A 25197-nucleotide genomic window follows, 5' to 3' on the forward strand; every position below is an offset into this window, starting at 1 on the left:
CATGCATCGCCGTTCCGCCGTTCCGGCCGACACACCACCAGGAGCCCTGCAGTGACCGACCTCGCCGCGGTGAAGGCCGCGCTCAAGACCCAGGCCGTCGAGACGCCGTCGTGGGCGTACGGGAACTCGGGCACCCGCTTCAAGGTGTTCGCCCAGGCCGGCGTGCCCCGCGATCCGTGGGAGAAGCTCCAGGACGCGGCGAAGGTGCACGAGTTCACCGGTGTCGCCCCGACCGTCGCCCTGCACATTCCCTGGGACAGCGTCGAGGGCCCCGACGGATACGCGGAGCTGGCGAAGTACGCCGAGGAGCGCGGGCTGCGGCTGGGCGCGATCAACTCCAACACCTTCCAGGACGACGCCTACAAGCTGGGCAGCATCTGTCATCCGGACGCGGCCGTGCGGCGCAAGGCGGTCGGGCATCTGCTGGAGTGCGTCGACATCATGGACGCGACCGGGTCCCGGGACCTGAAGCTGTGGTTCGCCGACGGCACCAACTATCCCGGGCAGGACGACATCCGCGCCCGGCAGGACCGGCTCGCCGAGGGGCTGGCCGAGGTGTACGAGCGGCTCGGCGAGGGACATCGGATGCTGCTGGAGTACAAGCTCTTCGAGCCGTCGTTCTACACGACCGACGTGCCGGACTGGGGAACCGCCTACGCGCACTGTCTCAAGCTCGGCGACAAGGCCCGGGTGGTCGTCGACACCGGGCACCACGCTCCGGGGACCAACATCGAGTTCATCGTGGCGACGCTGCTGCGGGAGGGGAAGCTCGGCGGGTTCGACTTCAACTCCCGGTTCTACGCCGACGACGATCTGATGGTGGGGGCGGCCGATCCGTTCCAGCTGTTCCGGATCATGTGCGAGGTGCTGCGCGGGGGCGGGTTCCCGGCCGACGTCGCGTTCATGCTCGATCAGTGTCACAACATCGAGGCGAAGATTCCGGCGATCATCCGCTCGGTGATGAATGTCCAGGAGGCCACGGGCAAGGCACTGCTCGTCGACTGGCCGGCGTTGGCCGAGGCGCAGGCTGCGGGGGATGTGCTGGGCGCGAATGCCGTGTTGATGGACGCGTACGGCACGGATGTGCGGCCGTTGCTGCGTGAGGTGCGGGAGGAGATGGGGCTGGACCCGGATCCGCTTGCCGCGTACGCCCGGTCCGGGTGGGCCGAGAGGATCGTCGCCGAGCGCGTCGGGGGGCAGCAGGCCGGCTGGGGGGCGTGATGCGTCCTTCTGGTGAGCGCCGTTGCGGAGTGCGGGTTCGTCGTGGTTTCCCGCGCAGCTCCCCGCGCCCCTGTATGTCCCCCTCCCTCCTGGAAAAGGAACCGCACTCATGACCACCAACCCCCAAGCCGCCGCTCTCCTCTCCCGCTCCCACCGCCTCGGCTCCGACCCCCGTAACACCAACTACGCCGGCGGCAACGCCTCCGCGAAGGGCGTCGAAACCGATCCGGTGACCGGTGGTGACGTCGAGCTGATGTGGGTCAAGGGGTCGGGCGGTGATCTGGGCACCCTCACCGAATCCGGCCTGGCCGTACTGCGGCTGGACCGGCTGCGGGCGCTTGCCGATGTCTATCCCGGGGTCGAACGGGAGGACGAGATGGTCGCCGCGTTCGACTACTGCCTGCACGGCAGGGGCGGGGCGGCACCGTCCATCGACACCGCGATGCACGCGCTGGTGGACGCCCCGCACGTCGATCATCTGCATCCGGACTCCGGTATCGCGCTCGCCTGTGCGGCCGACGGGGAGAAGCTGACCGCCGAGTGTTTCGGGGACCGCGTGGTGTGGGTGCCGTGGCGGCGGCCCGGGTTCCAGCTGGGGCTCGACATCGCCGCGCTCAAGGCCGCCCACCCGCAGGCCGTCGGATGCGTCCTCGGCGGACACGGCATCACCGCCTGGGGCGACAGCTCCGAGGAGTGCGAGCGCAATTCGCTGCACATCATCCGCACGGCCGAGGAGTTCCTCGCCGAGCGCGGGAAGGCGGAGCCCTTCGGGCCCGCCATCGAGGGGTACGCGGCGCTGCCCGCGGCCGAGCGGCGGGAGCGGGCGGCGGCGCTCGCGCCGTACGTGCGCGCCCTCGCCTCCCGGGACAAGGCTCAGGTCGGGCACTTCGACGACTGCGACGTCGTCCTGGACTTCCTCGCCCGCGCCGGACATCCCCGGCTGGCCGCGCTCGGCACCTCCTGCCCCGATCACTTCCTGCGGACGAAGATACGGCCGCTGGTGCTCGACCTGCCCCCGGCCGCTCCCCTCGAGGACGCCGTCGCCCGGCTGAAGGAGCTGCACGCCGCGTACCGGGAGGAGTACGCCGCCTATTACGCGCGCCACGCCCGGCCCGGCTCCCCCGCGATGCGCGGTGCCGATCCGGCGATCGTGCTGATCCCCGGCGTGGGGATGTTCTCCTTCGGCAAGGACAAGCAGACCGCCCGGGTGGCCGGTGAGTTCTACGTCAACGCCATCAACGTGATGCGGGGCGCGGAGGCGGTTTCCACGTATGCGCCGATCGAGGAGGCCGAGAAGTTCCGGATCGAGTACTGGGCGCTGGAGGAGGCCAAGCTGCAGCGGATGCCGCCGCCGAGGCCCCTGGCGACCCGGGTGGCGCTGGTGACGGGGGCCGGCAGCGGGATCGGGAAGGCCGTCGCGCACCGGCTCGCGGCCGAGGGGGCGTGTGTCGTGGTCGCCGACCTCGATGCCGACCGTGCCGCGGCCGTCGCCGAGGAGCTGGGCGGGTCCGACAAGGCCGTCGCCGTCACCGTGGACGTCACCGACGAGGAGCAGATCGCCGCCGCGTTCCGGGCGGCCGTGCTCGCCTTCGGCGGGGTCGACCTCGTCGTGAACAACGCCGGGATCTCCATCTCCAAGCCCCTGCTGGAGACTTCGGTGCGGGACTGGGACCTCCAGCACGACATCATGGCCCGCGGGTCCTTCCTCGTGTCGCGGGAGGCGGCCCGCGTGATGATCGCCCAGGGGCTGGGCGGGGACATCGTCTGCATCGCCTCCAAGAACGCCGTCTTCGCCGGTCCCAACAACATCGCCTACTCCGCCGCCAAGGCCGACCAGGCTCATCAAGTCCGGCTGCTGGCCGCCGAGCTGGGCGAACACGGGATCCGGGTCAACGGCGTCAACCCGGACGGGGTGGTGCGCGGTTCCGGGATCTTCGCGGGCGGCTGGGGTGCGCAACGGGCGGCGGTGTACGGGGTGCCGGAGGAGAAACTGGGCGAGTTCTACGCGCAGCGGACGATCCTCAAGCGGGAGGTGCTGCCCGAGCATGTCGCGGGCGCCGTCTTCGCGCTCACGGGCGGGGACCTCACGCACACCACCGGGTTGCACATCCCGGTCGACGCGGGTGTGGCGGCCGCGTTCCTGCGATGAGCGCGGGCGTGAAGTCGTACGCCGCCGTCGATCTGGGCGCGTCCAGCGGGCGGGTGATGGTCGGCCGCGTGGGGCCCCACTCGCTGGAGGTCGGCGAGGCGCACCGGTTCCCCAACCGGCCGGTGCGCGTCCCGGAGGGGCTGCGCTGGGACGTGCTCGCGCTGTACGGCGGTGTGCTGGAGGGGCTGCGGGCGGCGGGTCCGGTGGATTCCGTGGGCATCGACAGCTGGGCCGTCGACTACGGCCTGCTGGACGCCGACGGGGCCCTGCTGGGCAACCCGGTCCACTACCGCGACGCCCGCACGGAGGGCGTCGCCGAGAAGGTGTGGGCGACCGTGCCGGCCGCGGAACTGTACGCGGCGACCGGGCTCCAGTACGCCCGCTTCAACACCGTGTACCAGCTCGTCGCCGCCCGGGGCACGGAGCAGTTCGCCCGCGCCACCCGGCTGTTGCTCATCCCGGATCTGCTGACGTACTGGCTCACCGGTGAGCAGGGCACCGAGCTGACCAACGCCTCCACCACACAGCTCGTCGATCCGCGGACGCGGACCTGGTCGTACGAGGTGGCCGAGCGGCTCGGCATCGACCTAGGCCTGTTCGCTCCGCTGCGGGCGCCGGGGGATCCGGCGGGCGTGCTGCGGCCCGAGGTGCTGGCGGAGACCGGGCTGGCCGGGCCGGTCCCGGTGACGGCCGTGGGCTCGCACGACACCGCCTCCGCGGTGGCCGCCGTCCCGGCGGCCGGTGAGCGCTTCGCCTACATCTGCACCGGCACCTGGTCCCTGGCGGGGCTGGAGCTGACCGCTCCGGTGCTCACCGAGGAGTCCCGGGCGGCGAACTTCACCAACGAGCTGGGGCTGGACGGCACCGTCCGGTATCTGCGCAACATCATGGGGCTGTGGCTGCTCCAGGAGTGCCAACGCACCTGGGGCGAGCCGGACTTGGGGCTGCTGCTGCGCGAGGCCGGGACCGTGCCGGCGCTGCGGTCGGTGGTGGACGCCGGGGACGAGGCGTTCCTGGCGCCGGGGCGGATGCCGGAGCGGATCGCCGCCGCGTGCCGGGCCTCGGGGCAGCCGGCGCCCAGGACCCGGGCCGAGACCACCCGCTGCATCCTCGACTCCCTCGCCCTCGCCCACCGGCGGGCCGTCGCCGACGCGCAGCGCCTCGCCGACCATCCGGTGGACGTGGTGTACGTCGTCGGCGGCGGCACCCGCAACGCGCTGCTGTGCCAGCTGACGGCGGACGCCTGCGGGCTGCCCGTGGTGGCCGGCGCGACGGAGGCGGCGGCCCTCGGCAACGTCCTCGTCCAGGCCCGCGCCCACGGGCAGGGCGGTGACCTGGCCGCGATGCGCCGGCTGCTCACCCGTACCCAGCCGCTGACCCGGTACGCACCGCGCGGCGGCGGTGCCCGCTGGCGGGCGGCCGAGGCACGGCTCGCCCCGCGGTGACCCCCGCCGCTCGGCCCGCCCGCCGCACAGTGCGCCTGTCCCGCAGTGGGCCCGCGGCTCGGCGCGCCCGCCCGGCGGCGAGTCGCCCTCTCCCCTCGGCGGGTATGCGCCTACTACCCTGCACTCGTCCGATGACCGACCCCGAGGAGCCGCGATGCGTGTCGCCCTGTTCCTGACCTGTATCAACGACACGCTCTATCCGGACACCGGCCGTGCCGTGGTGAAACTGCTGACCAGACTGGGCGTCGAGGTCGACTTCCCGCTGGGCCAGACGTGTTGCGGGCAGGCGCACTACAACACCGGTTACCGGCACGAGACGGAGCCGCTGGCCCGGCACTTCTCCGATGTCTTCGGCGACTACGAGGCGATCGTGACCCCGTCCGGATCGTGTGCGGCGATGGTGCGGGAGCTGTATCCCCGGCTGGGCGAGCGGGCGCGGGCCGAGGGGCGCGGGGACTCGCTGGCCCGGGCACTGGCCCCGGTGGTGCCGAAGACGTACGAACTGACGGAGTTCCTGGTGGACGTGGTCGGGGCGTTGGACGTGGGCGCGTACTACCCGCACAAGGTCACCTACCATCCCACCTGCCACGGCCTGCGCGGTCTCGGGCTCGGCGACCGGCCCCGGCGGCTGCTGGAGGCCGTCAAGGGGCTGGAACTGGTCGAGCTGCCGGGCGCCGAGGAGTGCTGCGGGTTCGGCGGCACCTTCGCGCTGAAGAACGCCGAGGTGTCGGCGGCGATGGGCACGGACAAGGTGCGCGCCGCCGAGTCGACGGGCGCGCAGGTGCTGTGCGCGGCCGACAACTCGTGTCTGATGCACATCGGCGGCACGATGAGCCGGCTGCGGTCGGGCCTGCGGCCGGTGCACATCGCGGAGATCCTGGCGAGCACGGAGGAGGAACCGGCCCTATGAGCGGGACGTTCGTAGGCATGCCCGTACACCCGGCGTTCCCCGAGGCGGCCCGCGAAGCCGTCCACGACCCGACCCTGCGCGGTAATCTGCGGCACGCCACCCACACCATCCGCGCCAAGCGGGCCAAGGCGGTCGCGGAGGTCTCCGACTGGGCGGAGCTGAGGGAGGCGGGCCGGCGCATCAAGGACCACACGCTGCGCCATCTCGACCGGTATCTGGAGCAGTTGGAGGAGTCGGTCACGCGGGCAGGCGGTACGGTCCACTGGGCGGCCGACGCCGCGGAGGCCAACCGGATCGTGACCGGCCTCGTCAAGGCGACCGGCGAGTCGGAGGTCGTCAAGGTCAAGTCGATGGCCACGCAGGAGATCGGGCTCAACGAGGCCCTCGAGGCAGCGGGCATCCGGGCCTACGAGACCGATCTCGCCGAGCTGATCGTGCAGTTGGGCAAGGACCGGCCCTCGCACATCCTGGTCCCGGCCATCCACCGCAACCGGGGCGAGATCCGGGACATCTTCCGCGCCGAGATGGGCGCGTGGGGCCGCCCGGCTCCCGAGGGACTGACGGACACGCCCGCCGAACTCGCCGAGGCGGCACGGCTGCACCTGCGGGAGAAGTTCCTGCGGGCCAAGGTCGGCGTCTCCGGCGCCAACTTCATGGTCGCCGAGACCGGCACGCTGGTGGTGGTGGAGTCCGAGGGGAACGGCCGGATGTGCCTGACCCTCCCCGAGACGCTGATCTCGGTCGTCGGCATCGAGAAGGTGGTGCCGACCTGGCGGGACCTGGAGGTCTTCCTGCAGACACTCCCCCGCTCCTCCACGGCCGAGCGCATGAACCCGTACACCAGCATGTGGACCGGCACGACGGACTCCGAAACGGCCGACGGGCCCCGGGCCTTCCATCTGGTGCTGCTCGACAACGGCCGCACCGACGCGCTCGCCGACCAGGTCGGCCGCCAGGCCCTGCGCTGCATCCGCTGCTCGGCCTGTCTCAATGTCTGCCCCGTCTACGAGCGCGCGGGCGGGCACGCCTACGGCTCGGTCTACCCGGGCCCGATCGGCGCGATTCTGAGTCCTCAACTGCGGGGCACGGCAAGCGAGATCGACGCCTCGCTGCCGTACGCGTCGAGTCTGTGCGGGGCGTGCTACGACGTCTGCCCGGTCGCCATCGACATCCCGGAGGTGCTGGTGCACCTGCGGGAGCGGGTGGCCGAGGGCGGTCCGGCGGTGCGGGCGGGCAACCGGGTGCTGCTGAAACCGGCCAAGGGGCACGCGGCCGAGCGTGCGGCCATGCGCGCGGCCCGCTGGGCGCTGGCCCGGCCGGGCGCCCTGCGCACCGGCCAGCGGTTCGCCTCCCGCACTCGCCGGCTGCACCCCCGCACCCTGCCGGGCCCGGGCCGGGCCTGGTCCGGCACCCGGGATCTGCCGCCGGTGCCGGCGGAGCCGTTCCGGGACTGGTGGCAGCGCACCCGCGGTGCCGGCGACGACAAGGGAGGCGCCAAGTGAGCAGCAGGGAAAGGGTGCTGGGCCGGGTACGGCGGGCGCTCGCCGATGTGGTCCCGGACGAACGGCCGTACGAGGAGGCCGTGGGCCGGGACTATCTGCGCGTGCACGGGCGGCGCAGCACCGAGGAAACGGTGGAGCTGCTGGCCGAGAACCTGGCGGACTACCGGGCGATCGTGCACCGCGCCGCCGCCGAGGACGTGCGGATGCTCATCATGCGGCTGCTGGCCAGGCGCGGCTCGCAGGAAATGCTCGTGCCGCCCGGACTGCCGCCGGACTGGCTGGCCGCCGCCGACCCGGTGTGGATCCACGACCGGGCAGCCGGTACTCCGCAGCGGCTGGACCGGGTGGGCAGTGTGGTGACGGGGTGTGCGGTGGCGATCGCCGAGACGGGCACGATCGTCCTGGACGGCTCCCCCGACCAGGGCCGGCGCCGCATCACCCTGATCCCCGATCACCACATCTGTGTCGTCCGGGTCCCGGACCAGGTCGTCTCCTCCGTGCCCGAGGCCCTCGAACGCCTCGATCCGGCACGGCCGTTGACGTGGATCTCGGGCCCCTCGGCGACGAGCGACATCGAGCTGGACCGGGTCGAGGGCGTGCACGGACCGCGCACGCTGGAGGTGATCCTGCTCGGCTGACCGGTGCCCCGTTGCGCCACGCCGGCGGGCAGGGCGCGCACGGCCCCGTTAGCGTGAGGGAATGATCCGGTTCGAGCAGGTCACCAAGCGGTATCCGGACGGGACGACGGCCGTGGACGACCTCTCCTTCGAGGTCGCCGAGGGCGAGTTGGTCACGCTCGTCGGGCCGTCCGGCTGCGGCAAGACGACGACCATGATGATGGTGAACCGGCTCATCGAGCCGACCTCGGGCCGGATCCTCGTCGACGGCGAGGACGTCGCCCGCGTCGACCCCGTGCGGCTGCGCCGCCGGATCGGGTACGTCATCCAGCAGGTGGGCCTCTTCCCGCACCGCACCGTCCTCGACAACACCGCGACCGTGCCCGCGCTGCTCGGCTGGAAGCGGGCGAAGGCCCGGGCGCGGGCGGCCGAGCTGCTCGACCTGGTCGGGCTCGATCCGAAGACGTACGGCCCGCGCTACCCGGAACAGCTGTCCGGCGGGCAGCGGCAGCGGGTCGGGGTGGCGCGGGCGCTCGCCGCGGATCCGCCGGTGCTGCTGATGGACGAGCCGTTCGGCGCGGTCGACCCGGTGGTGCGCGAGCAGTTGCAGGACGAGTTCCTGCGCATGCAGGCCGCGGTGCGCAAGACGGTGCTGCTGGTCACGCACGACATCGAGGAGGCCGTCCGGCTCGGTGACCGGATCGCCGTGTACGGGCAGGGCCGGATCGAGCAGTTCGACACGCCCGGCGCGGTGCTCGGCGCGCCCGCCACGCCGTACGTCGCCTCCTTCGTGGGCGCCGACCGGGGGCTCAAGCGGCTGTCGGTCACCGAGATCGAGCCGGACGACCTGGAACAGCCTCCCGTGGCCCGGCTGGACGAGCGCGCCGAGCGGGCCCGGGAGCGGCTGCGGGCCGAGGGCGCGCGCTGGGCGGTCGTCCTGGACGCGGACGGCGACCTGCACGGCTGGGTCGGCATCGACGCCCTGGCGGCGGGCGGCACGGTCGGGGACGGCACCCACCGGATGACCGCGTGGGTGCCGGTGGGCGCGCCTCTCAAGCAGGCGTTCGGGGTGATGCTTCAGCACGACGCCGGGTGGGTCGCGGTGCTGGACGGGGCGCGCTTCCTCGGCGTGCTCACCCCGGCGAAGCTGCACGAGGCGCTGCGCCGCTCGGTGGACGCGGACGCGCGGGGCGTGGCGCGCGGGCAGGTGCCGTTCGACTCGGTGTCGGACGCCTGAGCCGGGCAGGGCCGATCGGCCTACTTCAGCAGGCCCTTGTCCGTGAGATAGGTGCGGGCGACGTCGGCGGGCAGCCGGCGCCAGCTGTCGACCTGCTGGTTCATGGACGCCAGGTCGGCCGTCGTCAGGACGTCGTTGAGCCTGCCGAGCGCCTTGGTCACGCCCTCGCCGCCCGCGCGGGAGCGGTTGACGACCGGGACGATGTAGTCGGCGTTCTGGAGGTGCTTGTCGTCGGCGAGGAGCACCAGGCCGAACTGGTCCAGCGTGGCGTCCGTGGTGGTGGTCAGCACCATCTGGTCCCGGCCCGCCTGCACGGCCCGCTTGGCCTGGGTGGTACCGACGCCCTTGGGGTCGACGCCCGTGACGTCGATGCCGTAGACCTTCTTCAACCCCGGTTCGCAGTACGGCCGTCGGACGCACTCGTCGCCCGCCGCGAGGCGCACCTTCAGCCCCGAGGCGCCCAGGTCGCTGAGGTTCTTGAGACGGTGTTCGCGGGCGTAGTCGGCGCGTACGGCGAAGGCGTTCTGGTCGACGGCGCGGCCGGGCGCGAGGACGGTGAGGCCGCGCGGGGCGGCGAGCCCGCGCAGGGCCCGCATCGTCGCGTCGAGGTCGGGTGAGCCGACGGGCTTCGCGCCGGCGCCGTGGGTCCTGGCGTTCAGCCAGTCGGCGAGGGTGGCCGCGTACTCGGGCACGACGTCGATCTGGCCGGACTCCAGGGCCGGTTCGTACAGCTCCCGGTTGGCGACCGTGAGCATCGAGGTCCGGTAGCCGGCCTGGTTCAGCAACTGGGCGTACATCTGGGCGAGCAGGTCGCTCTCGGTGAAGCCGGCCGAGCCGATGGTGAGGTGGTGGCTGTCGCCGGGCGGGGCGGTGACCTCGCCGCGGTTCTCCAGGGAGGGTCCGGTGGTGCAGGCGGCGAGGGCGAGGAGCGCGGCGACGGCGGCCGTACGGAGCCTCATCCGGGCCCTCGTGCCCAGCGCGGGGCGAGCCGTTCGGCGATCGCGAAGACGGCCTCGACGATCAGCGCGAACACGGCGACCAGGACCGCGCCGGCGACCACCTGGGGCGTACTGGCCAGGTTGAAGCCGGCGGTGATGATCCGGCCGAGGCCGCCGCCGCCCGCGAGCGCGGCGATGGTGGCGGTGGCGACCAGCTGGACGGCGGCGATCCGGACCCCGGTCATGACCAGCGGGAGGGCGAGGGGCAGTTCCACGTGCAGCAGCATCTGCCGTCCGGTCATCCCCATGCCCCGAGCCGCCTGGACGATGCCGCGGTCGACCTCGCGCATGCCGACGTAGGCGTTGGTGAGCAGCGGCGGCACGGCGAACAGCACCAGCGCCACCACGGTGGGCCCCTCGCCCCACCTCCCGACCGGGGTCAGGAGCAGCAGCACCAGGACGGCGAAGGTGGGGACGGCCCGGCCGGCGTTGGAGATGTTCACGGCGAGCGCACCGCCCTTGCCGAGGTGGCCGAGGACCAGGGCGAGCGGGAGCGCGATCACACAGCTGGCGGCGAGACACACGACGGTGAGGACGAGGTGCTGGAGCAGCCGGCTGCGGATGCCGTCGTCGCCGGACCAGTGCGCGGGGTCGGTGAGCCAGTGCCAGCTCGCGGTGAGGGTGCTCATCCGCGGCCCGCTCCGGCCCCGAGGAGCCTCGTGCGCGGCCGGCCTCGCCCGGTGGGCGCACGCGCCCGCCCGGCCCTCGTCCACGGTGTGATCAGCCACTGCACGCCGAGCAGCAGCACATCGGCCGCGACGGCGATCAGCACGCACAGCACGGACGCGGTGAGCACCTGGGCCTTGAAGTAGGTGTTCATGCCCGCGTAGATCAGGTTGCCGAGGCCGCCGAAGCCGACGATCGCGCCGACCGTGACCAGGGAGACCGCCGAGACGGTGGCGATGCGCAGTCCGGCCATCGCGGCGGGCAGCGCGAGGGGCAGCTCCACGGTGAGCAGCAGCCGGACCGGGCCGTAGCCGAGGCCGCGCGCGGCCTGCCGGGTCTCCTCGGGCACCGCCCGCAGGCCCGCGAGGATGTTCCGGACGAGCAGGGTGAGCGAGTAGAGCACCAGCCCGGCGACGACGAGGGTGGCCGACAGACCGTACAGCGGCAGGAGCAGGGAGAACATGGCGAGCGAGGGGATGGTGTAGAGGACGGTCGTCACGGCGAGGACCGGTCCGGCCGCCCAGCGCCAGCGGCGGGCCAGTACCGCGAGCGGCACGGCGACGACCAGGCCGATGAGGACCGACAGGGCGGTCAGCCGGAGGTGCTGTACGACCGCGTCGAGCAGGATGTGCCGGCGCGTGCTGAGGTAGGCGCCGCAGATCCAGTCATTGCGCGCGAGGCAGTCGTGCGGGGGCGCGGTCACGGTTCCATTGGACAGGGCGGGCGAGGGGTGCGGCGCGGTGGGCTGGCCCGTACGAGCGAAGCCGGGCATGTCCGCGTCGAGCAGGCCGGTGCGGGTGGTGCCGTCCACCGGCGCGACCACCGTCCGCCCCGGTGGACGTGGACGCAGGCTCCCGGGTCAGGCCATCCCCGCCGCGTCCAGCAGGGCGGTCGCCGTCGTGGTGGCGAGGCCGTCGTCCAGGCGTTCCACCCTCGCGCCGGCCCGGGCGCTGGCGCCGTCGAAGACCAGGACCAGCTGGCGGGCGAGCAGTTCGGGGTCGCGGGCGCCGCCGCGTTCCGCCTCGGCGCGGAAGGCCTGCGTCAGACGCTCCTTGACGGTGCGGGCGACCACGCTCGCCGGGTGCTGCGGGTCCTTCAGCTCGACCAGGACGGCCAGGTAGGGGCAGCCGTGGTAGTCGGGGTCCGCGGCGGACTTCGTCACCTGCTCGAAGATGTGGAGGATGCGCTCGCGCGGGGTGGCACGCTGCGGGTCGGGGTGCGCGAGGCGGGCCTCGTAGCGCGGGATCCGCCGCTCCAGGCTCGCGGCCAGCATCGCGTCCTTGCTGTCGAAGAGCTGGTACATCGACCGCTTGGAGACACCGGCCTCCCGGCACAGGGCCTCGATGCCGATGCCGACGCCGTCTCGGTAGGAGAGCCTGGCGGCCGCGTCGAGCAGCCGGTCGCGGGAGGACGCCTTGTCGGGGGTGGTGGGCATACGCTGAGGTTACCTCGGCACGGGCAGCGGGGAAACCGATCGGTGTATCCCCGTGACACGGCGGGTGAACAAGCGCTTAGATAGGAGCCGGATCCTGTTCCCGACCCGCCGGAGGCCCCGTTGTTCACGTCCGTCGACGACGTCTCCGCCCGCCTCGCCGAGACCGGCTACCTCGCCTCGCCCGCGGTCGCCACAACCGTGTTCCTCGCCGGCCGGCTGGGCAAGCCGCTGCTGGTGGAGGGACCCGCCGGGGTGGGCAAGACCGAGCTGGCCAAGGCCGTCGCCCAGGTGGCCGGGGCCCGGCTGGTCCGGCTGCAGTGCTACGAGGGCGTGGACGAGTCCCGGGCCCTGTACGAGTGGAACCACGCCAAGCAGCTGCTGCGCATCAGCGCGGGCCGCGACGAGAGCTGGGACGAGACCCGCACCGACATCTTCAGCGAGGAGTTCCTGCTGCCCCGCCCACTGCTCACCGCGATCCGCGGGGACGAGCCGACGGTGCTGCTGATCGACGAGACCGACAAGGCCGACGTGGAGATGGAGGGGCTGCTGCTTGAGGTGCTCAGCGACTTCCAGATCACGGTCCCGGAGCTGGGCACGGTCACCGCGACCCGCCGCCCGTTCGTCGTCCTCACCTCCAACGCCGGCCGGGAGCTGTCCGAGGCGCTGCGCCGGCGGTGCCTGTTCCTGCACATCGGCTTCCCCGAACAGGAGCTGGAGCGGCGGATCGTCCGGCTGAAGGTGCCGGGCCTTCCCGAGGCGCTGGCCGAGTCGGTGGTCCGGGTGGTCGGGGCGCTGCGCGCGATGGACCTGCGCAAGGCGCCGTCCGTCGCCGAGACCGTCGACTGGGCGCGGACCCTGCTGGCCCTGGGCGCCGGCACGCTGGACGAGACGGTCGTACGCGACAGTCTCGGGGTGATCCTCAAGCACCAGGACGACATCCAGAAGGCGGCGGCGAAGCTCGACCTGGACGCGCTGTGACCGAGGTCGCCGAGCGGGTCACCGGCCTGGTCGGGGCGCTGCGCGCGCACGGGATGCGGATCGGCACCGGCGAGAGCGTGGACGCGGCCCGCGCGGTCGAGGCGCTGGGGCTCGCGGACCGGGAGCTGCTGCGGGAGGGGCTGGCCGCGACGCTGCTGCACGGCCCGGGTCAGCGGGCGGTGTTCGACCCGGTCTTCGACCTGTACTTCCCGCGCACGGTCGGGGGCCTGCACGGCGCCGGCGCCGGCGCGGACCGCGACGAGCTGCGCGACCGGCTGGCCGAGGCACTTGCCGCGGGCGACCAGGCTCAGATGGCCCGGCTGGCGGCCGAGGCGGTCGACGGCATGGGCGGATACGGCAGTTCACCGGGCTCCGACGGCTTCTCGGCGTACCAGACCCTCGAACGGCTGCGCCCGCAGACCCTGTTGGCCCGGGTGCGGGCGGATCTCCGGGGCCGGAACGGGCGCGGGGACGGGAGCGGGAACGGGGACAGTGGCGGGGACGGCTTCGCCGACCGGCTGCTGGACGACGAGATCCGGCGCAGGATCGAGCAGTTCCGGCGGATGGTCGGGACGGAGGCACGGCGCCGGGTCGCGGAGCGGCGCGGGCGGGACGAGATCGCCCGGCGCGGTGTCCTGCCGACCGCGGACCGGGTGGACTTCCTGTTCGCGGGCCGGGACCAACTCGCCGAACTGCGCAGGGCGGTTCAGCCGCTCGCACGCAAGCTGGCCACCCGGCTGGCCGCGCGCCGGCGCCGCGCCGCGCGCGGCACGGTCGACCTGCGGCGCACGCTGCGCTCCTCGCTGTCCACCGGCGGCGTGCCGATGCGGCCGGTGCTGCGCAGGCGCCGCCCGGTCCGCCCCGAACTGGTCCTGCTGTGCGATGTGTCCGGCTCGGTGTCGGGCTTCTCGGACTTCACGATGCTGCTGGTCCAGGCGCTGCACGACCAGTTCAGCAAGATCCGGGTGTTCGCCTTCGTCAACCGGCTCGACGAGGTGACCGCACTGCTCGAGCACGGCCGCGCCGACCCCGAAGGGCTCGGTGCCCGCATCCGCGCCGAGGCCACGCTCACCGGCTGGCACGGCAGCAGCGACTACGGCGTGGCACTGGGCGAGTTCACCGGGCGGTACGGCGACGCGGTCGGCCCGCGCACGACCGTGTTCGTCCTCGGCGACGCGCGCACGAACATGAGCGACCCGAACCTGGCCGCCGTACGTGAGGTCGCCCGGCGGGCCCGGCGCGTGTACTGGCTGAACCCGGAGCCGAAGGACCGCTGGGGCACCGGCGACTCGGCCGCGCCCGCCTACGCCGGCCTGGTCGAGATGCACGAGTGCCGTACGGCCCGTCAGCTCAGCGCGCTGATCGCCCGGCTGCTGCCGGTGTGATCGACTGGTCCCGAACGGCCGCGGTCCGCGCCTGATCCGCACCTGGTCCGCACCTGGTCTGCCCCTGATCCGCTCCGAAGGACGTACGTCATGAGCCACTCCCCCGTACCGCTCGGCACCTTCCCCACGCCCGTCGAACCGGCGCCCCGGCTGGCCGCCGCGCTCGGGCTCGGGCCGGAGGACCTGTGGATCAAGCGGGACGACCTGACCGGTCTGGGCGGCGGCGGGAACAAGATCCGCAAGCTGGAGTGGACGGTGGGCGCGGCCCTCGCCGAGGGCGCGGACACGCTCGTGACCACGGGCGCCCCGCAGAGCAACCACGCCCGGCTGACCGCCGCCGCGGCCGCCCGGCTGGGTCTGGCCGCCGTGCTCGTGCTGCGCGGCGCGCCCGGCCTCTCGCGCTCCGGGAACCTCGCGCTGGACGGGCTGTTCGGCGCGCGGCTCGCCTGGGCGGGCGACGTGGACCAGGCGGGGCTGGACCTGGCCGCGGCCGAGGTGTGTGCGCTGCTGCGGGCGGACGGTGCGCGGCCGGCGCTGATCCCGTTCGGCGGGTCGGGCGTGCCGGGCGCGCGGGGCTATGTGCGCTGCGGCGAGGAGCTGGACGAGCAGGTGCCCGAGATGCGGACGGTGGTGGTCGCGCTCGGCTCCGGCGGCACCATGGCCGGGCTGGTCGCGGCCCTCGGCCCGGGCTCGGTGCTCGGTGTCGACGTGGGCGCGCTGGCGGACCCGGCCGCGGCGGTGGCCCGGTTCGCGGCACCGCTCGCGACACAGGAGATCACGGCCGAGGGGCTGCGGGTGCGCCGGGATCAGGTGGGCGGCGGGTACGCGACGCTGACCGGCCCGGCGAGCGAGGCACTCCGGCTCGCCGCCCGTACCGAGGGTCTGGTCCTCGACCCCGTGTACACCGGCCGGGCCCTGGCGGGTCTGCGCGCGGCCGTCGCCGAGGGGGACGTCCGGCCGGGCGAGAAGACGGTGTTCGTCCACACCGGCGGGCTGCCCGGCCTGTTCGGTCATCCGGACGCGGTGGCGTTCGCGGAGGAGGGGGCGGCCGAGTTCACCGACGAAGTGAACTGACCGCGGCGACCCGTACGGATCACCGGGCCGCGCCCTGGGCGGCCCGGAGATCCGTCCTCCAATGATGTGACCGGCCCGCCGCCCTCGGCGGATCAGCTCTTCGCGTACTGGTTGGCCATGGTTCCGGCGAAGTCGAGGACCACGCACTGCTCGTCCCCCACGGTCCAGGCGTCATGGCCGGGCGGGATCACGAAGACGTCGCCGGGGCCGACCTCGCCCTCGCCACCGTCGTCCATCACCAGATGCATCCGCCCCTGCAGCACATAACCGCTGTGCGCGACCATGCAGCTCTTCGTGCCCGCGATCGGGGCCACGCACTGCGACCAGCGCCAGCCGGGCTCGAAGGTGCCCACCGCGAAGTCGAGGCCGGTCAGGTGCAGGGCTTCGATGTGGCCGCGGGGGAAGTCGCGCCGTTCGTCCGGCTTCTCGACCGTCTTCACTTCCAGCATGACGGCGTCCTCCTTCCGGCCGCTGACCGCGGCCGGGGCCGGCCACCGTCCCCCGGCGGCCTCGGACGGCACCGGCGCTGCGGCGACGGCCGTACCCCACGCCTCCATCGTCGGCCCCGCGCCGGGGCGCCGCCATCCGGCCCCGGGACACCACGGGCGCCGGTCACGAGATCACCCCGCTCGCGGAGACGACCGAGCTGCGCTCGAGGAGCGGCCGCGGGCCACCCTGGCCGCGCGGGCGCACCGCGCCGTACCGCGCCGTACCGCGGCCGCCGCGTCCGCCGGCCGGCACGGTACGGCCCCGCCGGGTGCTGCTGCGCCGGGTGCTGCTCGGCGCAGGGCCGTGCACGGGCGCGCCGAACCGTGACGAGCGCCCGGGCCGACTACGCCGCCGGATGGGCGAGTTCTATGTCGTGGCCCTCGACTCCCGCGCCGCGGACGGTCACTCCCGCGGCCCGGGGCGGGTAACCGGCCGCGATCAGGGTGTACTGGCCGCCGTCCAGGTCGGAGAACGCGTACGCCCCGTCGTCGCCGGTGGTGGTCGAGGCGACGACGTTGCCCACGGCGTCCACCAGGGTCACCCGGGCGTCGCCGAGCGGTCCGCCCGCGCCCCGCACCGTGCCGTGCACCTGCGCGCCGGAGCGCAGCTCGGCCTCGACGCGGGTGACACCGGTGGCGGGGATCTCCGCGGGCAGCGCGAGCGGGCGGTGCCCGGGTGAGCTGATCGCGAGGGTGACCGTGCCCGGCACAAGACCGGTGAAGGCGAACTCGCCCGTCCCGTCGGTCCGTTGCTTCGCCAGCACCTCCCCGCGCACATCGGTGACGATCACGGCCGCCCCGGCGACCGGCGCCCCGCCGTCCGCGGCCCGCACCACGCCGGCCAGCCCGCTGGTGCCGTCGAGCAGCAGGTCGTACGCGACCGGCTGGGCGCCGACGACGACGGTGCGGGCCTGCGGACGACGGCCACCGGCGGAGGCGACGAGTACATAGCTTCCCTCGCCGGGCGCCGTCACGGCGTACCCGCCGTCGGCCCCGGCGACGCACCGGCCCACCTGCCGTCCGTCCAGCGCCACGAGCGTGACCGCGGCCCGCGCGACGCCGGTCCCGTCGGCTTCCCGCACGAACCCGCGCACGGGCGTACCCCCGGCGCCGCGCGCGCCGGCCGTGCGAACCGGCGCCCGCCCGGCTCCCTTGCGCCGGCCCCGCCTGCGGCCTCCGCCTCGGCACCGGCCCGCACCGGCGCGCCGCCGCCCACCGCTGCCCCCTGCGCCCGCGCCTGTGCCTGCGGCACCGCCCGCGCCACCGGTACCGCCCGGCGCGGAATGAACACGGCGACCAGCAGCGCGAGGATCGCGGCGCCGGACCCGACCGCCATGACCACCTTGAAGCCGTTCTCGGAGGGCAGCGCCGTCGCGCCGAAGGCGGTGGTCATCTGCGCGAGGATCACGCCCGCGACAGCGCTGGCGGTGGAGGTGCCGATGGACCGCATGAGGGTGTTGAGGCTGTTCGCCGCGGCGGTCTCGGCCGGGTCGACGGCGCCCATGATCAGCGCGGGCATCGCGCCGTAGGCGAAGCCGATGCCGGCGCCGATGACGCAGGAGGCCACCAGCAGCTCCCATACGGCGTGCATCAGCACGACGTTGAGCCCGTACCCGGCGGCGACGATCACCGCGCCGCACATCAGCGTCACCTTCGGGCCCCAGGCACGGGAGATGAGGGCGGACACGGGCGCCACCGCCATCATCACCAGGCCGGTCGGCGCCATCACCAGACCGGCGTCGAGCAACGACTTGCCGAGGCCGTATCCAGTCGCCTTGGGCAGCTGCAGGAGCTGCGGAAGCACGAGGGACATCGCGAACATGGAGAAGCCGAAGGCGACCGAGGCGAGGTTGGTGAACAGCACCTGGCGGCGGGCCGTGGTACGCAGGTCCACCAGGGGCTGTCCGGTGCGCAGTTCGAACAGGCCCCAGACCAGCAGGACGACGACGGCCGCCCCGAACAGAGCGAGCGTCGTACCGCTCCGCCACCCCCAGTCCGCGCCCTTGGAGACGGCCAGCAGCAGGCAGCTCAGGCCGGCGGCCATGCCGAGCGCGCCGGGCAGGTCGAAGCGGCCGCCGGTGCGCACCCTGGACTCGGGGACGAGCAGCAGCACGAGCACGCCGGCGACGGCGCCGAGTGCGCCCGAGGTCCAGAACAGCACGTGCCAGTCGTAGTGGTCGGCGATCAGCGCGGCGGCGGGCAGGCCGAGCGCGCCGCCGACACCGAGCGAGGCGCTCATCAGGGCGGTGGCGGAGGCGAGCCGTCCGGCGGGCAGTTCGTCGCGCATGATGCTGATGCCGAGCGGGATGACTCCGGAGGCCAGGCCCTGCAGCGCCCGTCCTGCGATCATCGGGGCGAGACCGTCGCTGAGCGCGGCCGTCACCGAGCCCGCGACCAGCATCGCCAGGCTGGTCAGCAGCATCAGCCGTTTGCCGTACATGTCGCCGAGCCGCCCCATGACGGGCGTGGCGACGGCCGCCGCGAGCAGGGTCGCGGTGACCGCCCAGGCCGCGTCGGAGGCGGAGGCGTGCAGCAGCCTGGGCAGTTCGGGCACGATCGGGATGACCAGGGTCTGCATCAGCGAGACCACGATCCCGCCGAGGGCCAGCACCGCGACTACGACGTTCGTCCGCGCTGCGGCGGGCTCCCCCGCCTCGGCGTGCCGGGGATGCGCTGAGGACATGGGCGGGCCTCCATCGGGGACACGGTGGGCGTGCTCCATCCGAAGGTAAGTCAGTTGATTGACTTAACCAAGCATTGTCACCGATCCCGCACATCCGCCCGCGACGCGGACCGGACTCCGTTCGCGGGTCCGGCGGCCCGTCCGCCCGGCAACCCGGACCGCCGGCCGCTAGGTTGGGCGGCATGAGCAACCTTGACCGCGCGCCCGTGCCCAGTGTCTGCGGTGGCCGCGGGTTCGTCGTCGCCGAACCCGTGCGCGAGCTGCTGAGCCCCCGTCATGTGAAGCTGGGCGAGTCGACCGAGGTGCGCCGGCTGCTGCCCAACCTCGGCCGGCGCATGATCGGCGCGTGGGCCTTCGTCGACCATTACGGCCCCGACGACATCGCCGACGAGCCCGGTATGCAGGTCCCGCCGCATCCGCACATCGGCCTGCAGACGGTGAGCTGGCTGCACGAGGGCGAGGTGCTGCACCGCGACTCCACGGGCAGCCTGCGCACGATCCTCCCCCGCCAACTGGGCCTGATGACGTCGGGCCGCGGGATCAGCCACTCCGAGGAGAGCCCGCGCCCGCACGCCCGCTTCCTGCACGGCGCCCAGCTGTGGGTCGCGCTGCCGGACGAACACCGCCACACCGACCCGGCGTTCGAGTACCACCCGGACCTGCCCACGGTCACCGCGCCCGGCCTGACCGCCACGGTGATCCTGGGCGACCTCGACGGCTCGCTCTCCCCCGGTACGACGTACACCCCGATCGTCGGCGCGGACCTGACCCTGACCCGGGGCGCCGACGTCCGGCTGCCCCTGGAACCGGACTTCGAGTACGGCGTGCTGGCGATGTCCGGCGAGGTGCACGTGGACGGCGTACCGGTGCTGCCCGGCTCGATGCTCTACCTCGGCTGCGGCCGCACCGAACTGCCGCTGCGCGCCGAGTCGGACGCCGGGATCATGCTGCTGGGCGGCGAACCGTTCGCCGAGGAGCTGATCATGTGGTGGAACTTCGTGGCGCGTACCCAGACGGAGATCGAACAGGCCCGCACGGACTGGATGAACGCGTCGAGATTCGGGGAGGTGAAGGGGTACGACGGCAACCCGCTGCCTGCACCCGAGCTGCCGGCCGTGCCACTGAAGCCGCGGGGTCGGGTGCGCTGAGCGGGTAATTTCTGCCAATTCGCCTCCTCCGAGGCAACAGCCGGCTCTTCCGAGGAGGCCGGGAACGCCGGTCCGGCCGGCCCGAGGGCGACCGGATACAGTGCGCGGGACGGCAGCGTGGTCAGGGAGGGGAAGCGTGACCGACACCAGCAGCACTCGGCCCGCCGAGGGTGAAGCACAAGCTCCGCGGCAGAGCCGACTGCACCGCCTCATGCGTTACATCCCCCTGATCGCCCCCGTCCTGCTGTGGGCCGTGCCCTGCTGGGTGCTCCTGTACACCGGCCAGCACTGGCCGCTGCCCGTCACGCCGGCCGGCACCGCCCTGTTCGCCCTCGGCCTCATATGTATGCCGGTCGCGATGGGGCGCGGCCACGGCCGGCGCCAGCAGGACCGGGCGGCGATCGTCGGCGACACCCTGCTGGGCGCCAGCTGGGTCCTGTTCACCTGGTCCGTTCTGCTCGGCGTCCTCTTGCGGCTCGCCCTGAGCGTGGCCGGCGTCGGCGGGAGTCAGGACCGGGCCCGCATCGTCACGTGGGCCGTCCTCGGCACAACCGCCGTACTGCTCGCCTGGGGCTACGCCGAGGCCCGCCGCGTACCACGCGTGCGCCGACTCGACGTGCAACTCCCCCGACTGGGCGCCGGTTTGGACGGCATCCGCGTCGTTCTCATTACCGACACCCACTACGGCCCGCTCGACCGCGCCCGCTGGTCGGCACGGGTGTGCGAGACGGTGAACACCCTGGAAGCCGACCTGGTCTGCCACACCGGCGACATCGCGGACGGCACGGCCGAACGCCGCCGCGCCCAGGCCGCCCCGCTCGGAACCGTGCGGGCCACCCGGGCCCGGGTCTACGTCACCGGAAACCACGAGTACTACAGCGAGGCCCAGGGCTGGGTCGACCTGATGGACGAGCTGGGCTGGGAGCCGCTGCGCAACCGCCACCTGCTGCTCGAACGCGGAGGCGACACCCTCGTGGTCGCCGGCGTGGACGACGTCACCGCCGAGTCCTCCGGCCTGGCGGGCCACCGCGCCCACCTCGCCGGAGCCCTGAACGGCGCCGACCCCGACCTGCCCGTCCTGCTCCTGGCGCACCAGCCCAAGTTCGTCGACCGGGCGGCAGCCGCGGGCGTCGACCTCCAGCTCTCCGGCCACACCCACGGCGGCCAGATCTGGCCCTTCCACCACCTCGTCGGCATCGACCAGCCCGCCCTCGCCGGCCTCAGCCACCACGGCACCCGCACCCTCCTCTACACCAGCCGCGGCACCGGCTTCTGGGGCCCGCCGTTCCGCGTCTTCGCCCCCAGCGAGATCACCCTGCTCGTACTCCGCTCCCCGCACCCGCCCACCTCGCCGTAACACGGAGCGGGCCCGCGATCTCTTCGACGCCCCGCGTCGTACGGTCGTTTCGCGGGTGAGCCCCACTCAGTCGGGGCAACAGCCTTCACGCCGTGCAGGTGCACGCACGTGCGTGGCCGTCCTGCTGTGGGACGGCCACGCGGCGCGGGCCTGCTGGATCCGTCGTCCGTCAGCCCTTGCCGACCAGCCGCCAGACCTGGTTCTTCTTGGTGGCGAGGGCGCTCGCCGGGTCGCACGTCCACTGGTGGATCGGGGCGCCGGCCGTGGTGGATACATTGCTGACGTCCACGCACTTGCCGCTGTGGACGGCGACCAGCTGGTAGTCCTCGCCGTTGCCCAGTGCGGTGACTCGGTTGAGGGTGAACTGCTGGTTGGTGCCGCCGTTGCAGGCGTACTGGATGACGGCGGCACCGTCGGCGGTGGAGGCCCCGGAGACGTCGAGGCACTTGCCGCTCAGTTCATTGACCACGGTGTACGTGTTGGGCTTGCCGCTCACCTGCTTGAGGTCGAGCATCTGCTGGTAGCCGCCCTCGCAGTAGTACTGCTGGTACTGGGTGCCGTTGGCCGTGCTGAGGTCGGTGTCGTCCAGGCACTGGCCGCTGTTCTCGCTCACCGCCACGGTGGAGACGGTGGTGTCGGAAGGCGGGAGCAGGGTGATCGTGTAGCCGTCCTTGGCGTCGGTGTAGGGGACGGTCAGCGAGGCGGCGTTGCCGGTGACGGCCAGGGTGGTGTCGGAGACGGTGACGGGGCCGGTGACGGCGGCGCCGTTGTTGTAGGGGATGCGCTGGACGACGGCGCGGACCTGGTTGTTCTCCACGACCGAGGTGGTGTTCAGGCCGGTGAGGTGGACGGTGACGTTGCCGGTGTTGCCGTTGCTGCCGATGAGGACCTTGGCGTTCTGGGCGGTGTTGTCCTTGGTGGCCAGGCCGTCGGTGTTGCTGCCGGGGATGTAGTTGACGATGTTGCCGGTCTGCGAGCCGTAGTAGCGGTACATGAACCACTCGCCCAGCGGCAGGTATTGGCCGACGCTGTTCTTGGTGAGCAGATTGGCCTCGTCGTCGTGCAGGCCCGTACCGGAGGCCCAGTTGCCGCGCAGACCGTCGGCGCCGGCGCGCTCCAGGCGGCCGATGAACCAGGCTCCACCGCCCGGGGACTGCATGGACAAGGTGGCGTACTCGTTGATCTGGTACGGGCGGGTCCGGGTCAGGCCGGCCGCGGCGAGGGCGGAGTCGGCACGGCTGACGTCGGTCGCGGGATCACCCGGTTCGTCGTGCCAGCTGTAGATGTCCGGCGCGACCTTGTTGGCCTTGACGTAGTTCAGGTACGTGGTCCACCAGGTGTTGGACGCGTTCGGCTGGCTCGCGGTGCTGGGGCCGACGATGAGCTGGTCCGGGAAGGCGGCCCGGACCCGGGCGTAGAAGCGCGACCACATCTGCAGGTACTGCGCCTGCGGAGGCTTCCAGAAGCCGCTGCCGTCGGGCTCGTTCCACAGATCCCACTCGACGGTCATGTTGTTGGCCTTGACGTCGCTGATGAGCTGGGTGACGAAGTTGTCGAACTGCGTCCAGTCACCGTTGTCGCCCGGCCAGCCCTGGTTGGTGGTGCCGTCCGCGCCCCACAGGTCGTGCGGCAGCAGGACGAAGGTGCCGCCGAGGGCAACGGTGCGCTTGTACTGGGCCAGGGTGGAGTTCCAGCGGGTCTGGTAGTCGGCGAGGCTGGTGGCGTAGCCGCCGCTGTTGAGCTGGGCTCCGCCGGCCCGCATGAAGTGCCACTTGATGTCCTTGAAGAAGTGGTCCTGCGGGAGTGAGCCGTTCGGCGTCATTCCGTAGATCATGCCGGAGGCGTGGTAGGTGGGGGCACCTCCGGCGGTGGCGAAGTCGACGGTGACGCCGGTGTCCGCGGCCTGGGAAGGGGCGGCGGGCGCCAGGGTCGAGGCCAGGGCTGCCATGAGGACGGCGACGGACGAGACCGCTCGGCGCCTGGTGCGCGTCGTGGGCCTGCGAAGGGTCATGGGCGAGTTCATTGTGCGGCTCCTGGGGGCGGAGGACGGCCGGGGCTCGTACGGCACCGGGGCTGTGCGGGAGACGGCCGGTCAGCGGCCGGCCCGGTGTGCGTGTGCTTCGGCCAGCAGGAGGTAGCTGCTGGCGGTCCAGGTGTATGCGCGGTCGCGCAGACCCGTTCCGGTGAGGGCGTCGAAGTTCTCGGCGAAGCCATGTGTCTCGCACAGGGTGCGGAAGCGGGCGCTGATGTCGTCGGCCAGCCGGTGGTGGCCGGCGCGGCGCAGGCCGTCTTCGACGAGGACGGTGGCGGGGGCCCAGATCGGGCCGCGCCAGTAGCCGTCGGCGAGGTAGTGCGGTGAGGTGGTCAGTTCGGTGGCCAGGCCGTACGGCGTCAGGTGGGCCTTGATGTGATGGGCCAGCGCGTTGCTGACGTCGCCGGGCAGGTGCTCGCCGAGCACGATGGGCATCAGGTCGAGGAGGCCGGCGCTGCTCCAGCTTTCCCCGGTGGCGACTCCCCGGGCGACGAACCGGTCGCCGGTCCAGAGCTGGTCGAGCAGCGCCGCCTGTGTCTTCTCCGCTGCGGCCCTCCACCGGCGCGCCGCATCCACTTTGCCCAACACCTCGGCCAGTTCGGCGAGTTCGCGCTGCTGGAGGGCGAGGAAGGCGGCGAGGTCAGCGGTGACGACGGCTCGCTCGGGGTCGAAGGTGGTGGCGTTGTCCCAGCCGCTGTCGTTGCCGTGCTGGTAGTGGGCGAGTTCGGCGTCGGGGCCTCGTCGTGCGGTGAGCCAGAAGTCGGTCCAGCGCTCCAACCGGTCGTAGTTCTTGGCGAGTTCGGCCTGGGTGAGAGGCGTCGGCAGCCGACGGCGCAGGTGGCCGAAGGCCCAGCCGTGGATGGGTGGCTTGACGAAGTTGTACAGGACTTCGGCGTGGGTGACGGAGTCGGGCAGGGCGCCGCTGTCGTCCTGGTGGTCGAAGGGGAGGGCGAACTGGTCCAGGGCCAGTTCGGGGCAACCGGGTGCCAGGGCGAGGGCGTTGAAGCAGTGGTCCCAGCTCCAGACCTTGTCCATCCAGTGCTTGGACATCAGCACGGCGGGCCGGGTGACCAGGCCCGCCGGGCGTACGGTCGCCGACCAGACGACGTAGGCCGCGAGTTCGGCGGCCGGTGTGGCTGCCGAGCGCCAGGGGGCCACCGCGTCGGCAAAGTCCGCGAACGCGCCCCGCGCAGATTCCACGACGTCCTCGAAGCTCGCCGAGTTCGTGTACGGGGGACGGGAGGTGCCGAGTTCCTCGATCGCGATCTCCCAGGCGCCGTCCCCCTCCGCGGTCACGGCGAGTCCACGCTCGGCGCTGCCCAGCGCCTGGGCTCCCGCCGCCTCGGCGACGGTGCCGGCGAGCAGGGTGACGCGGTACCGGCGCCCGGTCTCGTACGACGTGAAGACGTACGCGTCCGCGGCCGGGTCGTGGAAGAAGTATGTTCCGCTGAAAGGGGTCAGGGCGTGCGCGGCGGCGAGGACACCGAAGCCCAGGCCGCTCCCCCGCAGGCGTACGGTGTCCGGCGACTCGTAGGCGAGGTCGATGTGCCCGCTCGCTCCGAGCCAGCTGAGCAGGCCCGGTGTCGCCTCGACGCGGGTCTCGGCGCGGTCGCCCTTTGTGGTGTTCCGGGGGACCAGGCGCAGCACGGCGTGCATGCCGTTCTGGTGCGAGACGAGGTGGAGGTCCTCGGCGTACGTCTTCTCCGCCACGACGGGCGAGATGTCGAACCAGGAACCGTACGTACTGAACGGGATGTCGCGGACGGAGAAGGCCGGGCCGGGTCGGGCGGCGGTCATGTGGCGTGACTCGTTTCTGGAGCAGGGGGCAGCGGCCGGCTGACGCGTGGGGTCAGCCGTCGCACACCGGGGCTG

The 25197-nt window shown here is 72.9% G+C and carries 21 protein-coding genes and 1 pseudogene; 13 read left to right on the forward strand and 9 right to left on the reverse strand.

From position 1 onward, the window contains the following. The first annotated feature begins 51 nt into the window (after window positions 1-51). The 7 genes from rhaI to A6P39_RS07430 all read left to right on the forward strand — a co-directional run bounded on the left by rhaI (window position 52) and on the right by A6P39_RS07430 (window position 9081). On the forward strand, window positions 52-1221 hold the full coding sequence (gene rhaI / locus A6P39_RS07400) for an L-rhamnose isomerase (protein WP_067044414.1): 1170 nt from the start codon (window positions 52-54) through the stop codon (window positions 1219-1221). Window positions 1222-1330: 109 nt separating this feature from the next. Continuing rightward, the gene (locus A6P39_RS07405; RefSeq protein WP_067044412.1) at window positions 1331-3370 is read left to right on the forward strand and encodes a bifunctional rhamnulose-1-phosphate aldolase/short-chain dehydrogenase; all 2040 of its coding nucleotides are present in this window, start codon (window positions 1331-1333) and stop codon (window positions 3368-3370) included. Next, complete coding sequence (locus A6P39_RS07410) at window positions 3367-4815, forward strand: rhamnulokinase (RefSeq protein WP_199840770.1); 1449 nt, start codon at window positions 3367-3369, stop codon at window positions 4813-4815. The genes A6P39_RS07405 and A6P39_RS07410 overlap by 4 nt, the downstream gene beginning before the upstream one ends. Window positions 4816-4969: 154 nt before the next feature. Next, window positions 4970-5725, forward strand: a complete 756-nt coding sequence (locus A6P39_RS07415) for a (Fe-S)-binding protein (protein WP_067044401.1) — start codon at window positions 4970-4972, stop codon at window positions 5723-5725. Next, window positions 5722-7227, forward strand: a complete 1506-nt coding sequence (locus tag A6P39_RS07420; protein ID WP_067044398.1) for a LutB/LldF family L-lactate oxidation iron-sulfur protein — start codon at window positions 5722-5724, stop codon at window positions 7225-7227. Before A6P39_RS07415 ends, A6P39_RS07420 begins: the two co-directional genes overlap by 4 nt. Then, the gene (locus tag A6P39_RS07425) at window positions 7224-7865 is read left to right on the forward strand and encodes a LutC/YkgG family protein (protein WP_067044395.1); all 642 of its coding nucleotides are present in this window, start codon (window positions 7224-7226) and stop codon (window positions 7863-7865) included. The genes A6P39_RS07420 and A6P39_RS07425 overlap by 4 nt, the downstream gene beginning before the upstream one ends. 61 nt (window positions 7866-7926) lie before the next feature. Continuing rightward, complete coding sequence (locus tag A6P39_RS07430; protein ID WP_067044392.1) at window positions 7927-9081, forward strand: ABC transporter ATP-binding protein; 1155 nt, start codon at window positions 7927-7929, stop codon at window positions 9079-9081. A 20-nt stretch (window positions 9082-9101) separates the two neighbouring features. On the opposite strand, the gene A6P39_RS07435 is transcribed toward A6P39_RS07430, so the two are convergent. From A6P39_RS07435 to A6P39_RS07450, 4 genes are all read right to left on the reverse strand, one after another. Continuing rightward, entirely contained in the window at window positions 9102-10040 is a 939-nt protein-coding gene (locus A6P39_RS07435) for an ABC transporter substrate-binding protein (protein WP_067044389.1), read from the reverse strand. Next, window positions 10037-10708, reverse strand: a complete 672-nt coding sequence (locus A6P39_RS07440; protein ID WP_067044386.1) for an ABC transporter permease — start codon at window positions 10706-10708, stop codon at window positions 10037-10039. The genes A6P39_RS07435 and A6P39_RS07440 overlap by 4 nt, the downstream gene beginning before the upstream one ends. Next, complete coding sequence (locus A6P39_RS07445) at window positions 10705-11448, reverse strand: ABC transporter permease (protein WP_079133300.1); 744 nt, start codon at window positions 11446-11448, stop codon at window positions 10705-10707. The genes A6P39_RS07440 and A6P39_RS07445 overlap by 4 nt, the downstream gene beginning before the upstream one ends. A 156-nt stretch (window positions 11449-11604) precedes the next feature. After that, complete coding sequence (locus A6P39_RS07450; RefSeq protein ID WP_067044384.1) at window positions 11605-12180, reverse strand: TetR/AcrR family transcriptional regulator; 576 nt, start codon at window positions 12178-12180, stop codon at window positions 11605-11607. 120 nt (window positions 12181-12300) lie between these two features. On the opposite strand from A6P39_RS07450, the gene A6P39_RS07455 reads away from it, so the two are divergent. The 3 genes from A6P39_RS07455 (at window position 12301) to A6P39_RS07465 (ending at window position 15617) form a co-directional block, all read left to right on the forward strand. Further along, window positions 12301-13158: an AAA family ATPase gene (locus A6P39_RS07455; RefSeq protein WP_067044380.1), complete on the forward strand. Its 858-nt coding sequence runs from the start codon at window positions 12301-12303 to the stop codon at window positions 13156-13158. A gap of 53 nt (window positions 13159-13211) precedes the next feature. Further along, on the forward strand, window positions 13212-14543 hold the full coding sequence (locus tag A6P39_RS07460; protein ID WP_079133299.1) for a VWA domain-containing protein: 1332 nt from the start codon (window positions 13212-13214) through the stop codon (window positions 14541-14543). A gap of 90 nt (window positions 14544-14633) precedes the next feature. After that, window positions 14634-15617: a pyridoxal-phosphate dependent enzyme gene (locus tag A6P39_RS07465; RefSeq protein WP_067044374.1), complete on the forward strand. Its 984-nt coding sequence runs from the start codon at window positions 14634-14636 to the stop codon at window positions 15615-15617. Between the two features lie 92 nt (window positions 15618-15709). On the opposite strand, the gene A6P39_RS07470 is transcribed toward A6P39_RS07465, so the two are convergent. Further along, the gene (locus A6P39_RS07470) at window positions 15710-16066 is read right to left on the reverse strand and encodes a cupin domain-containing protein (RefSeq protein WP_067044428.1); all 357 of its coding nucleotides are present in this window, start codon (window positions 16064-16066) and stop codon (window positions 15710-15712) included. Between A6P39_RS07470 and A6P39_RS07475 the strand changes: the two genes are divergently transcribed. Continuing rightward, window positions 16065-16433, forward strand: coding sequence for a hypothetical protein (locus tag A6P39_RS07475; protein ID WP_159395998.1), 369 nt, complete (start codon window positions 16065-16067; stop codon window positions 16431-16433). The genes A6P39_RS07470 and A6P39_RS07475 overlap by 2 nt on opposite strands. Window positions 16434-16449: 16 nt before the next feature. On the opposite strand, the gene A6P39_RS07480 is transcribed toward A6P39_RS07475, so the two are convergent. Both A6P39_RS07480 and A6P39_RS07485 read right to left on the reverse strand, forming a co-directional pair. Then, entirely contained in the window at window positions 16450-17139 is a 690-nt protein-coding gene (locus A6P39_RS07480) for an MSCRAMM family protein (protein ID WP_275883826.1), read from the reverse strand. 179 nt (window positions 17140-17318) lie between these two features. Beyond that, window positions 17319-18788: pseudogene (locus tag A6P39_RS07485) on the reverse strand (MFS transporter); the annotation flags it as partial. A gap of 182 nt (window positions 18789-18970) precedes the next feature. Here A6P39_RS07485 and A6P39_RS07490 point away from each other — a divergent pair. Both A6P39_RS07490 and A6P39_RS07495 read left to right on the forward strand, forming a co-directional pair. Next, window positions 18971-19936 carry a pirin family protein gene (locus tag A6P39_RS07490; RefSeq protein ID WP_067044369.1) on the forward strand — a complete coding sequence of 322 codons (966 nt, stop codon included), beginning with the start codon at window positions 18971-18973 and terminating at the stop codon, window positions 19934-19936. 136 nt (window positions 19937-20072) lie between these two features. Next, window positions 20073-21293, forward strand: coding sequence for a metallophosphoesterase (locus tag A6P39_RS07495; RefSeq protein WP_067044366.1), 1221 nt, complete (start codon window positions 20073-20075; stop codon window positions 21291-21293). Window positions 21294-21462: 169 nt separating this feature from the next. Here A6P39_RS07495 and A6P39_RS07500 read toward each other — a convergent pair whose 3' ends face one another. Further along, window positions 21463-23304 (reverse strand): RICIN domain-containing protein, encoded by a 1842-nt coding sequence (locus A6P39_RS07500; RefSeq protein ID WP_234378831.1) that lies wholly within the window; start codon window positions 23302-23304, stop codon window positions 21463-21465. Between the two features lie 81 nt (window positions 23305-23385). Continuing rightward, window positions 23386-25122, reverse strand: a complete 1737-nt coding sequence (locus tag A6P39_RS07505; RefSeq protein WP_067044363.1) for an amylo-alpha-1,6-glucosidase — start codon at window positions 25120-25122, stop codon at window positions 23386-23388. Window positions 25123-25197 lie beyond the last annotated feature (75 nt).

This window comes from Streptomyces sp. FXJ1.172, assembly GCF_001636945.3.
Taxonomy (GTDB): domain Bacteria; phylum Actinomycetota; class Actinomycetes; order Streptomycetales; family Streptomycetaceae; genus Streptomyces.